This window comes from Pseudarthrobacter niigatensis (assembly GCF_030812615.1).
Lineage (GTDB): Bacteria > Actinomycetota > Actinomycetes > Actinomycetales > Micrococcaceae > Arthrobacter > Arthrobacter niigatensis.
The window spans coordinates 39,916-53,300 of sequence record NZ_JAUSTB010000017.1; the positions used below are offsets into that span (position 1 = coordinate 39,916).

General features: G+C 66.3%; 14 protein-coding genes. 3 read left to right on the top strand and 11 right to left on the bottom strand.

Annotation, left to right across the window (positions count from 1 at the left end):
• Positions 1-7: 7 nt before the first annotated feature.
• The 6 genes from J2T23_RS18385 to J2T23_RS18410 all read right to left on the bottom strand — a co-directional run bounded on the left by J2T23_RS18385 (position 8) and on the right by J2T23_RS18410 (position 5,979).
• Complete coding sequence (locus J2T23_RS18385) at positions 8-1,345, bottom strand: TRAP transporter large permease subunit (RefSeq protein WP_307362357.1); 1,338 nt, start codon at positions 1,343-1,345, stop codon at positions 8-10.
• A gap of 79 nt (positions 1,346-1,424) precedes the next feature.
• On the bottom strand, positions 1,425-2,204 hold the full coding sequence (locus J2T23_RS18390) for an NAD(P)-dependent oxidoreductase (RefSeq protein WP_307362359.1): 780 nt from the start codon (positions 2,202-2,204) through the stop codon (positions 1,425-1,427).
• A gap of 55 nt (positions 2,205-2,259) precedes the next feature.
• A complete protein-coding gene (locus J2T23_RS18395; protein ID WP_307362361.1) occupies positions 2,260-2,886 on the bottom strand; it encodes an RraA family protein in 627 nt (208 codons plus the stop codon).
• 25 nt (positions 2,887-2,911) lie between these two features.
• Positions 2,912-3,919, bottom strand: coding sequence for a tripartite tricarboxylate transporter substrate binding protein (locus tag J2T23_RS18400; RefSeq protein WP_141158738.1), 1,008 nt, complete (start codon positions 3,917-3,919; stop codon positions 2,912-2,914).
• A gap of 51 nt (positions 3,920-3,970) precedes the next feature.
• Complete coding sequence (locus J2T23_RS18405; protein ID WP_307362365.1) at positions 3,971-5,473, bottom strand: tripartite tricarboxylate transporter permease; 1,503 nt, start codon at positions 5,471-5,473, stop codon at positions 3,971-3,973.
• A 2-nt stretch (positions 5,474-5,475) separates the two neighbouring features.
• Positions 5,476-5,979: a tripartite tricarboxylate transporter TctB family protein gene (locus J2T23_RS18410; RefSeq protein WP_141158740.1), complete on the bottom strand. Its 504-nt coding sequence runs from the start codon at positions 5,977-5,979 to the stop codon at positions 5,476-5,478.
• A gap of 120 nt (positions 5,980-6,099) precedes the next feature.
• On the opposite strand from J2T23_RS18410, the gene J2T23_RS18415 reads away from it, so the two are divergent.
• The gene (locus tag J2T23_RS18415) at positions 6,100-6,900 is read left to right on the top strand and encodes an IclR family transcriptional regulator (RefSeq protein ID WP_141158741.1); all 801 of its coding nucleotides are present in this window, start codon (positions 6,100-6,102) and stop codon (positions 6,898-6,900) included.
• Between the two features lie 148 nt (positions 6,901-7,048).
• On the opposite strand, the gene J2T23_RS18420 is transcribed toward J2T23_RS18415, so the two are convergent.
• On the bottom strand, positions 7,049-8,218 hold the full coding sequence (locus J2T23_RS18420; RefSeq protein WP_307362369.1) for an MFS transporter: 1,170 nt from the start codon (positions 8,216-8,218) through the stop codon (positions 7,049-7,051).
• Positions 8,215-8,880 carry a GntR family transcriptional regulator gene (locus J2T23_RS18425; RefSeq protein WP_307362371.1) on the bottom strand — a complete coding sequence of 222 codons (666 nt, stop codon included), beginning with the start codon at positions 8,878-8,880 and terminating at the stop codon, positions 8,215-8,217. Before J2T23_RS18425 ends, J2T23_RS18420 begins: the two co-directional genes overlap by 4 nt.
• A 173-nt stretch (positions 8,881-9,053) precedes the next feature.
• On the opposite strand from J2T23_RS18425, the gene J2T23_RS18430 reads away from it, so the two are divergent.
• Entirely contained in the window at positions 9,054-10,022 is a 969-nt protein-coding gene (locus J2T23_RS18430; protein WP_307362374.1) for an IS481 family transposase, read from the top strand.
• Between the two features lie 67 nt (positions 10,023-10,089).
• On the opposite strand, the gene J2T23_RS18435 is transcribed toward J2T23_RS18430, so the two are convergent.
• Both J2T23_RS18435 and J2T23_RS18440 read right to left on the bottom strand, forming a co-directional pair.
• Complete coding sequence (locus J2T23_RS18435; protein WP_307362377.1) at positions 10,090-11,466, bottom strand: MFS transporter; 1,377 nt, start codon at positions 11,464-11,466, stop codon at positions 10,090-10,092.
• A gap of 201 nt (positions 11,467-11,667) precedes the next feature.
• Entirely contained in the window at positions 11,668-12,540 is an 873-nt protein-coding gene (locus J2T23_RS18440; protein ID WP_307362380.1) for an NAD(P)-dependent oxidoreductase, read from the bottom strand.
• A 137-nt stretch (positions 12,541-12,677) separates the two neighbouring features.
• On the opposite strand from J2T23_RS18440, the gene J2T23_RS18445 reads away from it, so the two are divergent.
• A complete protein-coding gene (locus J2T23_RS18445) occupies positions 12,678-12,938 on the top strand; it encodes a DUF3072 domain-containing protein (protein WP_141158746.1) in 261 nt (86 codons plus the stop codon).
• A 100-nt stretch (positions 12,939-13,038) separates the two neighbouring features.
• Here the strand turns inward: J2T23_RS18445 and J2T23_RS18450 are convergent, their stop codons facing one another.
• The gene (locus tag J2T23_RS18450) at positions 13,039-13,239 is read right to left on the bottom strand and encodes a hypothetical protein (protein WP_141182887.1); all 201 of its coding nucleotides are present in this window, start codon (positions 13,237-13,239) and stop codon (positions 13,039-13,041) included.
• Positions 13,240-13,385: the final 146 nt, after the last annotated feature.

Below are 13,385 nucleotides of genomic sequence, written 5' to 3' on the forward strand. Positions count from 1 at the left end.
TGGTTCCTTAGATGGGCAGGATGCCGAGGATGATCAGCACGCCGATGACCAGCAGGGGCAGCGCATAGTGCGTGAGCAGGCGGGCGAAGGTCTTGATTGGATTGACGTCCGCGATGCCGCAGGCCACATAGAGCGGTGCACCACCGGGCGGGACCGCGGCCTCGCAGGAGGAGAAAATAAGGACGGCGACGGCGGCAGTGGTGGCGGGCACCCCGGCAGCCACGAGGGCGGCAACGCCCACCGTTCCCACGGCGGCCATCGTGGCGGTGGCGGAAAGCGGGGCCGCGACCGCGATGACGATCAGCCCGATCAGGATGGCGAGCAGCCAGAGGGGAAGGTTAAGCCCGTTCAGCAGGGCGGTCATTTGCTTGGGCAGGCCGGTGGCGGCGAGCGCGTTGGCGCCGGCGAAAGCGAAGAGCACCGTGACGCCGACGATGCCGAACCGCGGGGCCGAGCCCTGCAGCAAGGTTCCCCAGTCCCGGCCGGTGCGGGGCAGCTGCTTCCTGCCCAGCAGCGCACCAGTGATGAGGAGGACCACCGGGATCCAGACGATCACGCTGACGGACTTGCTGACGTCGCCGCCGGTCCAGTCGGAGAGGGCCGAGGTGAGGAACCCGGAAGTGATGGCAAGGGGGATGGCGACGACGACGAACAGCAGGAGCGTGGCCCAGCCCTGGCCGAACGCGGTCCGGACGGACAGGCGGTGGGCGGCGTCGAGAGGTGCCATCCCGCTTTTCCTGATGAGCATCCAGGTGACGATGAGCCGGTGGAGGAAACACCACAGGCCGCCGAACAGCAGGGGAAGGACGAGGGCGTTGATGTTCAGCAGGGGCCCTACCGTGGCGGAGCCGACCAGGACGAACATGGAGGCGCTGAACGGGAAGGTGATTCCCATTCCCGCGTTCCCGGCCACGAGGGTTGCTGCGGCAGGCTTGTCGAGCTTGGACTTTTCCATCCAGGGAATGGTCACCGAGCCTACCGTCGCGGCGATGGCAGCCTGGTTGTGGACCACTCCGCCCAGGCCTGCGGAGGCTACCGTGGAGACCCAGGCCGGGCCGCCCTTGACTCCGCCGATGAGCGAGTTCAGCAGGTCGATCAGCCGGTCCAGGACGCCGCCCTTGTCCAGCAGGTAGCCCATGAAGACGAAGGCCATGGTGGCGTAGACGATCTCGTCGGTCGCTGCCGAAGAGAGTGCCGACCAACCCACCTGTGCCGCGGCGGCCCCGGTAAACGGCAGGACCACCAGGAAGCCCAGGATCATGGCCTCCCCCACGCTGCGCTTGATTGCTGTCGTCCAGAGCAGGATGACGGCAAGGTAGGCGCCCAGTGCCCAGATGCCAATCATGCTGCTGCTCCTGTCGGCGGAATGCCGGTTGATGTTGAAATCACGTTTTTCCCGTTCCTGATTGTGCCCTGCTGTGCGGTCAGCGCAAGGCCGGTTCCGTGGCCTGCGCCATCCGGGCGAGGGCGGCGGCGGAGGCGGTGGTCATCTCGGCCGGGACGCCGAGGTCCGAAAGATAGCTGGCGGTGTCCTGCATCTCCTTGGAGCGGCGGACGGCGTGTTTGGCGGTTCCGGTGAGGAACCTGTCAATGACAGCCTGGCCATCCCCCGCCAGCTGGTTCGCGATCTGGCCGCGGATCCAATCCTCCAGGCCGGCCGCCTGGCCGGCCGTGACCGCTTCGACCACGACGGACGCCATGCCCTTCATGAGCACGCTCCTGAGCAGTTTGTGGGCCATCGCTGCACCTGGCTCGCCGTCAGCGATTTCCACCTGCACGCCGAGGGGTCGCAACAGGCCCGCAACGGCCTGGGCGCCTGGACCGCTCACCATGAGCGGGGTCTTTTCCCCCAGCGCGGAGACGGGTCCAAGGATGGCGACGTCGGCAAAGCGGGCTTTGCCGGGCAGCTGTCCGAGTTCCTGCATGACGCCAGGGGACGATGATGTGAAGTCGGCGTAGACGCTGCCGTCGCCAAGGACCGGCAGGCATTCCTGTGCCACACTGCGTGCGGCGGCGGCTCCGGTCATCACCAGGACGATCTCAGCCCCTGTACATGCTTCGGCCGCGGTGGCCCTCCGGGTGACGCCCTCCGGCGTGGTGGGGGCCACGGGGTCGAACCCGGTGACCTGGTGGCCCGCAGCTGCGAGCGCTGCGGCGTAGGTGGCTCCGGCTTCGCCGAGGCCAATGACGGTGCACGCTGTCATGGTTTGCTCTGTTCCTTCTGGTGACGTTCTGCTGACGTTCTGGTGGCGGGGCGGTTCAGTTGCGGGCGGCGACGATTGCCTGGCGTCGGCCGGTCTCGTCCGCGAACACTGCTTCGGCGGCTTCGGCGACGGCGGCGGCCTGGTCCCGTGGGATGACCACCACGCCGTCGGAGTCACCGACGATGACATCGCCGGGCAGGACGGGGACACCGCCGAAGGCGACGGCGGTTCCCAGCCTGAAGGGGCCGTCTTTGTAGGGACCGGCGGGCGAAGTAGCCCGGGCGAAGACGGGCATGCCGATCTCGCCCAGCGCCTCGGCGTCGCGCGCTGCTCCGTCCAGCGCGAAGCCCGCGAGGCCGAGGTTGATGGCGCGCTCCCCGATCAGTTCGCCAAGGAGGGCGCGGGATTGATCGGCGCCGCCGGCGACCACAATGACGTCACCTGGACGGGCCAGCTGCAGGGCGGCGTGGATGCCCTTGTTGTCGCCGGGACGGGTCCACACGGTGAACGCGGGTCCGGCAAGCTTCGCACCGGGCCAGACCGCCTGGATGGCGGAGTCCGCGACCCCGAGCCGGTCCATGGCGTCGCCGATATTGGCGGCGGGCAGCTTGGCGAGCCGGTCCACGATGCCCTGGTCGGGGCGGGCAAAGTCGGCGCTGGTGTCGATAGCTGGAGTTGTCATGGTGGGGTTCCTTCAGAGGTGTGGATCAGTCTTTTTTCTGGACCAGGGGAAGGACTTTCTTGAAGTCGTCTTCCTGGCCTGCCCAGAACTTCTGGTAGTCGGTGCCGTTGAGGTAGCTGGTCTGCAGGCCCAGGTCCTTCATCTTCTGCACCACTGCCGGGTCTTCGATGGCCTTCTCGATGGCGGCTTCGAGCTTTTTGGCCACGTCAGCCGGGAGCCCGGCGGGAGCGGAGTAGCCGCGGGCGGTCCCCGCGGTCAGGTCGTAGCCGGACTCCTTGAATGTGGGGATCTCGGGCAGCGATGGGGCGCGGTCCCCGGACATGACGCCCAGCACGCGTGCCTTGCCCTGCTTGCTGAGGTCGTTTACGTCGCTGACGTTGGCCACCAGGACGTCAACGTGCTTGCCCAGGAACGCGGTAGTGGCCTGCGAGGCGCCCTCGGAGAAGTGGACCGGCGCGAACTCCGAGCCGGTACTTTCCTGGATCTGGGCCAGGGCAAAGTGTTCGCCGGTCTGGATGCCCGTGGTGCTGGCGGTGAGTGACTTCGGCTTGGCCTTGACCGCGTCCAGCAGCTCTTTCAGGGTCTGGTACGGGCTGTCCGGCTGGACGGCGATGACGGTGGGGTCGATCACCTGCCGGCCCAGCGGCTGGAAACTGTCCCTGGTGTACTTCGCGCCGCGGGCCGGATCCAGGGGTGAGACCACCACCGAGGGTGATCCGGTGGCACCGATGGTGTAGCCGTCCGGCTTGGCACCGGTCAGGGCTGTATAGCCGATCTGGCCGCCGGCACCGGGCTTGTTGATGACCTCGACGTTGGTGCCGAGTTCCTTTTCGAGGACCGGCTGGATGAGCCGGGCGGCGGTGTCCACGGCGCCGCCCGACGAGAAGGCCACGATCAGGTCGATGGACTTGCCTTTCTTGGGGAAGTCGCCGGCGGCCGCACCGGAATTGCTGGCTCCGGCGTTGGCGCCGCAGCCGGTGAGGGCGAGCAGGGACGCGGCTGCGACCGCTGCGAAGATCTTCTTGCGTGACATGGTTCTTCTCCTTTGAAGGGGTGCGGGTGTAGGGGGTTACGGGGTTGGGAGTCAGGCCTCCGGGTCCTCCATGAGGGCCTTCGGCTTGCGGAGTTTGAGCAGCGGACTGCAGATGATGAGCAGGCCGATGCCGATCAGGACGGCGGAGATGGGACGGCTGGTGAAGACGGTGAAGTCGCCCTGGGAGATTTCCAGCGATTCGCGCAGGGAGCGTTCCATCAGCGGCCCGAGCACCAGGGTGAGCACCATCGGAGCCAGGGGGACGTCGAGGTTCCGCAGTGCCAGGCCAAGGAGGCCGAAGCCGATCATGACGTAGACATCAAAGACGCTGAAGTTGATGGTGTAGGCCCCGATGACCATGAACACGAGGATCACTGCCGTCAGGATCGGGGTGGGCACGCGGAGGATGGACGTCCAGAGCCCCACGAGCGGGACGTTCAGCAGCAGCAGGAGGACGTTGCCGATGAAGAGGCTGGCGATGATGGCCCAGGCGATCTCCGAGTGCTCCGTGAAAAGGCTGGGTCCGGGGGTGAGGCCCTGCTGCAGGAATGCGCCCATCAGCACGGCGATGGTGGGCGAGGCGGGAATGCCAAGGGTGAACAGCGGGATGAGGGCAGCATTGGCGTGGGCGTTGTTGGCGGTCTCCGGACCGGCGACGCCTTCGACGGCCCCCTTGCCGAGCTCGTGGCGGAACCGGGAGAACCTTTTCTCCGTGGCGTAGGAAAGGAGCGAGGACACAGACCCGGTCATGCCGGGAATGAGGCCCAGGCCGAAGCCGACGCCGGTGCCGCGGGCCATGGCGGGTGCACTGCGGCGCCATTCCGTCCGTGACGGGAACAGCTGCCGGAAACCGGGGGCATGCACCACCGGGGTGGGCTCGTTCCGGCGGAAGGAGAGGATTTCGGAGAGCCCGAAGACGCCGACGATGACGGCAACGAAGCTGACCCCGTCCATCAGGTTGTCGATCCCGAAGGTGAAGCGCGGTGCTCCGGCCACGGGATCGATGCCCACCATGGAGATCAGCAGGCCCAGGGCGCCGGAGATCAGTGCCTTGACCATGGACTTTCCGGCCAGGGCGACCAGCAGCGAGATGCCCACCACCATGAGCGCGAAGAATTCGGGCGGCCCCACCAGCAGGCCCATCTCACCAAGCGGCTTGGCGGCGGCCACCAGGCCGACGGTCGCAATGGTGCCGCCAATGAAGGAACCGACGGCGGCCAGCGTCAGTGCCGCTCCGGCCCTCCCCATTTTTGTCATGGCATAGCCGTCGATGGTGGTGATGGCCGAGGAGGCTTCGCCGGGGGTGTTCAGCAGGACGCTGGTGATGGTGCCGCCGTACTGGGTGCCGTAGAAGATGGCACACAGCATGATGATGGACCCTGCGGGGTCCAGGTTGAGCGTCAGCGGAATCAGCAGGGCCACGCCCGCGACGGGTCCGACGCCGGGCAGGACGCCGATGATGGTGCCGAGCAGGCAGCCGAGGAAGGCAAACAGCAGGTTCTGCCAGGTCATGGCGGTGGCAAAGCCGCCAAGCAGTTCATTGAGGGTTTCCATGCCTAGAGTCCGATCAGGTTCAGCGGAGTAAATGCCGAGACGGGAAGGGCCACGTTGAGGCCGTAGTTGAAGGCGTAAAAGGCGCCGACGCTCCCCGCCAGGGCGATGATCAGTGAGGGCACCCATGCCCGGCGTCCGCGGATTTTCAGGTGGTAGAGCAGGAACGCGAACATGCTCAGCTGGAAGCCCAACAGGTCCATGACCGCTGCCAGGATGACCAGGCTGGCCACGACGGAGATGACCACCCCCTTATCCACGCCCTCGCCCTTGGCGCTGGGCCGGCGGAGTTCCTGGAGGAGCCAGACTGCCGACATCGCCACCAGGAGAGCCCCCATCGCAAAGGGGAACAGGCCGGCACCCGGCCCGAGGGACGTCCACAGGCCAAGGCTCACCGAGCTGACCAGGACATAGATGCCGACGGCGGCGAAGGCGCCGATCCCCGCCAGCACACCGGGGGCAACCCGAATGGTGCTCCCTGCTTTCGTCGTGACTGACTCCGTTGTCATGAGTTTCCTTTTCACTGCGCGTCATTGCGTTTCACAGAATGAAACTATATTGCGTACTGAGAAATAGTGACAGGAGACACAGGGACTGTCAAGCGCAAAGAACTTACATAGAATGAAAGAATGGCGACGACGACTTCCACCACGGCCGGCACGGCAGAAGAGGGCCCCAAGTCCTCGAACATGCGCTCCCTTTCGAGGGCCATGGAGGTCTTTGCCGAGTTGCAGCGGGCCGAGCGGCCGCAGCGGCTCAGTGACCTGGCCCGGAACTGCGGCATGAGCCTGCCCACCACGCTGCGGATCCTGCGGGTGCTGCAGGATTTCGGCATGGTGAGCCAGAAGGACAAGTCCTACCGGATCGGCCCGGCCGTACTCCCGGCGGCAAAGAGCTTTCTGGAGAACGATCCCCTGGCGGTCGCGGGCCGCCCGGTTCTGCAGCAACTCGCGACCCAGACGGGAATGTCTGTTTCCCTGCACACCCGGCTCGGGTTTGAGCGGATTCTGGTGGCAAGGGTCCAAGGTGAAGCGCCCATGCAGTATGACCTGCCGCTGGGTAAGCGCCTCCCGCTGACGCGCGGCGCGGCGGGAAAGATCCTGATCGCGGGTGCCACCGACGCTGAGCTCAAACAGGTGGTAGCGGCCGCAATTGCCTCCGGTCACGAGGAGCAGGGATTCACGATAGAGGAACTGAAGTCGCGGCTGCCCGAGCCCGGCTGTGACTACGCCTATTCAGCGAATGAGCGCGTGCTTGGCGTGCTCTCCGTAGGGGTGGCATTGACGAACAGAGCCGGCCGCGCCAACGAATCAATGGCGTTGAACTGCCCTGCGGAAGCGACGACAGAGGAGAAAATCAAAGCCAACGTTCCGGAACTGCGCCGTGCCGCCAGCCGGCTCTCCGAGCTGCTCGAGGGCTCCGTTTACTGAGCCCCTGACCGCCTACCCCAACAACAAGGCGGACGACGGCGTCACGCACGGCACGCTTTCGGCCCACACGGGGCGGGAGAGCCCCGGAAACCCGGGGACCCGCCGTCGTGCGCTGCCTGAAAGCCTGCCCGGCGTGACGCGAGGACCGCTAATCCAGCTGCACCCCGCGGAGCAGCAGGAGCGTCCCGCCCACCACGACGGCCGACGCCAGGAACACGCCGCCCGCGCCCAGCCCGGCGGCAACGACGCCGATGGCACTGGGCAGGACCACCTGCCCCATCCGATTGCCGGCGAGCCGCAGGGCAAGTGCCCGCCCGCGCTGCCCTGCCGGTGCCTGCGCGGAAAGCCACGACATGGTCAGCGGCTGGCCGATGCCCAGGCCCAGCCCCAGTATGGCCATCACCACAAAGAGCAGCCACGCCGGCATGGGAAGGGCCGCAGCCGCCAACGCCGCGGTGGACAGGGCCAGGCTCACCACCAGCAGCCGCATCCGGCCGATCCTCCGGGACACCCGGCCCAGCAGGATCCGCGACACCATGGAGAAGACGGCGCGGACGGTCAGCATCGCACCCACCGTTGCAGCGGTGAGTCCGCGATCGTCGCCGAGGGCCGGCAGGTAGACCATGGTCAGGTCCACCACGGCCAGGACGGTGGCGCTGGTGGCGAGGGCACGGGCCACGCCGGGTGACTTCAGCAGCGATACCGCGCTGCCCGTCCCGGCGGAAACCGCCTTCTTCCTCCGGGCGCTGACATGGGCCGGGACAACAAAGGTGGTGGCGAACAGCACCAGGCCCATGACGACCGAAAGAAGGAAGATCGCCTGGGTGTCGGGACGGATGGAAGCGCCTCCCACCAGGGAAATCGCCAACGGCCCCAGGGCCTGCCCCAGGGACGCGGCAAAGGTCAGGTATCCGAACGCGGAGTCCATCCGGGACGAAGCGGCATTGTTGGCCACCACCGCCTGCTGCCCCACGACGCACGCCAGTTGCCCGGCCCCCAGCAGCGCGGTTCCGATGACCAGGGCCACGATCGAGGAGCCCCACAGCAGCAGGAAGGCAGAGCAGGAGAGGACGACGGCGGAACCGGTCGCCATGAGCCGGCGCTCACCCAGTCGGTCCACCAGGCCGCCCGTGGGCACGGCGAGCAGCAGCGGAAAGACGGCGTAGCTGGCGGCCAGCAGTCCCAGGGCGAACCCGGGGACATCGAGCTCAAGCGCACGGTAGGTGGCTGCCGGGCGGACCAGGAAGGTGACGGCCTGGATCAGCGCCGAATGGACCAGCAGGGCGGTGGACGTGCGCCGCCCCAGTTCGCCGATCATGCGCCGGCGCCGGTGGCGCCGGAGATGGCCCGCACCGCAGCGTCCCGGGCGCCCATCACGTGCTCGAACGCGATGGCGGCGGCCTTCTCCGGATCGCCACTGGCCACTGCATCCACCAGGATCCGGTGCTGGGCGAGGGCCTGGTCCCGGCGCTCCTGCGTGCTGTTGGTGAAGTGCCGGTACCGTTCCATGTGGCTCGAGATCTGGCCGTGGAAGCGGCGGGCCCAGGAGTTGCCGGCGATCGCGGCGATTTTGGCGTGCAGCGCCATGCCCTGCCGCATGGCGTCGTCGGCGAACGTCACCATGGCTGCGTTGCGTTCCAGGATGCCCTTGAGGTCTTCGACGTCGCCCGGCGTTGCTTTCAGGCAGGCGTTGCGTGCCATCAGTGATTCCATTGCCGCGCGGACCTCGTACAGTTCCGAGATGGCGCCTTCGTCCAGCGCCGGCACCAGCACCCCGCCGGTGGGCTGCTGCTCCAGGAGGCCCTCGGAGATGAGGCGCCGGATGGCCTCGCGCAGCGGCGTTCGGCTCACCTGCAGCGCCGACGCCATCGCCGGTTCGTAGATGCGTTCCCCAGGTTTCAGCTCAAGGCTCAGGATGCGGCGTTTCAGCTCGGCGTAGACAAGATGGGCCCCGGTGTTCCGGGTGGGTGACTCTGGCATCGATTAGACCTCCAGCAGCCATCATACTTGTATACATCTATACACGTGACCTCCCCGGCTAGCTGTATTGACCACAGACGTTAGTGACGCCCGGCGTGGTTTGGTGACATGAAGAAGACCTCCGGGTGGAGTGGGGCTTGTCTAGAGTCCTTTTTCCACACACGGAGGTCTTCGTGTCCCACCCTAATGCTTTCCTCACTCCTCGTGGCCGGTTACAGCTCGCGCAGTGTGTTGTTGATCAGTGCTGGAGCCTGCGCCGTGCCGCGGAGCGGTTTCAGGTTTCGGTCCCGACTGCTGAACGTTGGGCGAAGCGCTACCGCCAGGAGGGACCCGAAGGAATGGTGGACCGTTCGAGTCGGCCACATTCCTCGCCCCGCAGGACTGCTACGCGTACCGAACGGAGGATCATCGCCGTGCGTGTGAACCGCCGGTGGGGCCCTGCCAGGATCGGCTATCTGCTGGGTCTGCACCCCTCGACCGTCCACCGGGTACTGTCCCGCTACCGGCTGGCGAAACTAACCTGGCTCGATCGCGGCACAGGACGAGTGATCCGCCGTTATGAACACGACAGGCCGGGGGATTTGGTCCACGTGGACATCAAGAAGCTGGGCCGGATCCCCGATGGCGGCGGACATCGAGTCGTGGGCAGGACCGCTGGCTGGAAGAACAAGACCGGCACCAAGGCCAACCGCCGGCCCGGCTACCACTACCTCCACAATGCCGTGGATGACCACTCACGACTGGCTTACACCGAGATCCTCACTGACGAAACCAAGGAAATGGCAGCAGGCTTCTGGGTGCGGGCAAACGCCTGGTTCAAAGAACACGGAGTTACCGTCCAACGTGTTCTGACTGACAACGGGAACTGCTACCGGTCCCATGCTTTCGCCGAAGCGCTGGGTCCGAATATCAAACACAAACGCACCCGCCCCTACAGACCACAAACCAACGGCAAAGTCGAACGGTTCAACCGCACCATGCTTGAGGAATGGGCCTACATCCGCCCCTACCGCTCAGAAGCCGAGCGAGTTGCTGCTTTCCCCGACTGGCTCCATGCTTACAATCACCATCGAGCCCACACTGCACTCAAAGGTAAGACACCGGCCAGCCGCGTCATCAACCTCTCAGGTCAATACAGCTAGCGGGGCCGCGTGCAGGCACACGAAGAAGGGGCAGCAAGTGCTGCCCCTTCTTCGTTTCCTATTGGGACTAAGCGGGCTCCGCGGTCCGCCCGGCCTTCCGTCCCTCGAGGTCCTCCAGGGTGGTGCCCCGGGTATCGGAGGACATCAGGGTGGCCACGGCCGAGACCAGGCAGATGCCGAGCGTGGCCAGCCCGATGGTCAGCGGGATGTCGGCGGAGCCAGGAGGGGCGATCGCCGTGAAGATGCTCGGGAAGAACGACGCAATCATGAGTCCGATGTTCTGCGACACCGCGAAGCCGGTGACCCTGATCCGCATGGGGAACTGCTCCTGGAAGAACGTGGCGAAGGTTGCGTTCCACATCTGGAAAAAGATGCCCTGCACGATCACCACGCAGACGAAGACCAGCGGCAGGCTCCCCTGCTCGATGGCCCAGAGGTATCCGGTCACCAGTACGCCACCGATGACGCCGCCGGCCGCCATCAGCATCCGCCGGCCAATCCTGTCGGACAGTGCGCCGAACACCGGAATGGTGGCCACTGCCGCGATATTGGCCACCAGCGTCACCCACAGGAACTCGCTGCTGGAGAAGCCGTTACCGTAGCCCTTCTGGGTGGCAAAGGAGACGCCGAAGATCAGGGTGGCCATGCCGATGACGTTGGTGAAGGTCATCAGGATGCAGCGGAGCAGTGCGCCCGGCCGGGTGCGCAGGAGTTCGGCCAGCGGAAAGCGCTGCCGCGCCTGGGCCGGCCCGGACTGCGCGGCGTACGCAGGGGGTTCGGTCACCCGGCGGCGGATGAGGTAGCCGGCGAAAATGACGACGGCGCTGAGCAGGAATGGGATGCGCCAGCCCCAGGCACCGAACTGGTCAGCCGGAAGGAGGGCGGCGAGCGGCAGCAGGACGGCGGTGGCAAGGATTGACCCCACCTGCGTGCCCTGCAGGCTGAAGCTGGCGAAGAATCCGCGCCGGGCGTCCGGCGCGTGTTCGACGATCATGGCGCTGGCGCCGCCCAGTTCTCCGGCCACCGCGAAGCCCTGGATCAGCCGGAGGATCACCAGCAGGGCGGGGGCGAGGAGGCCCACCTGCCCGTACGTGGGCAGGAGCCCGACGGCGAAGGTCGCGAAGCCCATGAGCAGCATGGCGAACACAAGCACCTTCTTGCGCCCATGCCTGTCCCCGTATGCCCCCAGGACGACGGCGCCTACCGGGCGGGAGACGTAGCCCACCGCATAGGTTGCCAGGGAAGCAATGATCCCCACGGTCGGGTTTTCGACCGGGAAGAAGATGGTGGGGAAGATAAGCGTGGCGGCCAGCGAGTACAGCGCGAAGTCGTAGTACTCAAGGGCACTTCCAATCCAGCCGCTCATCGCCGCTTTCCGCGGGTCCCGGGGACCGGTTGCGCCTTCCTGGCCTGCATGGACGACGCGGGTTGGGGTGGTGCTCATGATGCTTTTGTCCTTCGTCTTCATTGGCAAGGAACCGGACCGCTGGCCGCAGTTGGGGCCGGGCGGTGACTGGGCCGCATCCCCCGGACAGAGGATGGCGCGCAGCTCTTGAATCGATTCACCCAATATAGAAGGTGACCTTCGTTACGTCAATGGGCAAGCGCTATCCGGCCTGCTGCGGAAGCCTCCGGGACACCACTGCTACCGGCTGGAGTAGTAAGCCGCGGCCATGTCCTGCTTGCTGCGGCCCTGCCCGGCTGCCCGGTCCAGCCTTGCGGCGAACGCTTCGGCACCGTCAAGCTTCAAGCCCTGCTCGGCGGCGGCATCGACAATCAGGTGGGCGTCCTTGCAGGCGGTGTCTACGGCGAAGGACGCCGGCTCAAGTCCCCCGTCCAGGATGAGCCCCATCTTGGTCCGCAGGTAGGGAAGGTCCAGGCCGCCGCCGTCGATCACGTTGAGGAACTGCTGCGGATCGACGCCCAGCGCCTCCGCCAGGGCAACCACCTCACCGGCGGCATTGGAGGCAGCAATGACCCAGCTGTTCACCACGAGTTTCAGCCGGGTAGCGGAACCTTCGGCAGGGTCCTGCCCCGTCCAGATGGTCCGGGCCCCGATGGCATCCAGCACCGGCGCCACCCGCCGGCGCACCGAATCGGGTCCGGCGGCAAGCACCAGGAGCTGGCCGGCTTCGGCCGGGGCCCGGGTGCCGGAAACGGGCGCCTCCACCAGGTCCAGGCCGAGCTCCGCGGCCAGTTTGGCCAAAACGGGAACGTCCTGGACGCCCACCGTGGTGGACTGCACCCAGGCCATGCCGGGCCGGACGCCGGGGGCCGCAGCCCGCATGACATCTTCCACCGCGGCCGCGTCGAAGAGCATGGTCAGGACCACGTCGGCCGCCTTGACGGCGTCGGAAGGGTTGGCGGCACGCCGGGCGCCGTCAGCAGCCAGGGGTTCCGTTTTGGCCCTGTCCCGGTTCCATACCGAGACTTCATGGCCGGCCCGCAGGAGGTTCCGGGCCATGGCCGCTCCCATGATTCCCGTCCCGAGCACTGCGACTTTGAGCTTGGTATCCATCGAGTCCTTCTCCTGGCTGCGTTGGGGTCTGCGTCTACCTACTCAACGTCTCCATGATTTCCCGACTTATTCATGCCAATGCATTTCGGCACGCACGCTCCGGCAGAATGGCGGCGCCCCGACCTAGACTCGTACCCATGAGCGACAGCAACCAGGAAACAATCGGCAGCCCCGAACCGGAACCGAATGCAGGACTCAACAGGGACCCGGAAGACTGGGTGACCGGGGATGAGCCCATGACGGCGGCGCAGCGAAGCTACCTCGATACCCTCGCACGCGAGGCGGGCGAGGAACTTCCCGCGGACCTGAGCAAGGCGGACGCGTCAAAGCACATCGACCGGCTGCAGCAGCGCAGCAACCGCGTGGGCGGCGATGGGGACAACAACGCCGGCAGTTAGGCGCATTTACGGTCGACGCCGGAAGTGACGGCGGTTCCAAAGGAACCCCCTCAGGGGCTGGCTGCGTTGGGGCTGGCTGGATCAGGCGCCAGCCAATGGCTTACCAGACCTGGTGTTCGCGGGTGAGGCCGAAGGGGACGGCGTCGCTGAGGTCCACCGTGAACTTATCCGCGCCATGGCGGGTCACCAAAATGCCGCGCCGGCCGATGAGTGCATGTGCCTTGGCGGCTGTGACGGCGGCGTCGAGCTCGGTGTCCATGCTCTGGCGGTCGGACACGGTGAGGGTCAGCGGGAAGTTCATGGGTCTAGCCTTTGTGTGTTGGGGGTAGGGGGTGATATCCAACGCCTGCGCTCCCCAAGGCTGCAGGCGAAGTTGGGAACCTTTGTGCCCAGCTCATGATGCCCGAGTGATGGATCACCAGCAACTTGAAAAATCAAGTAATAAGT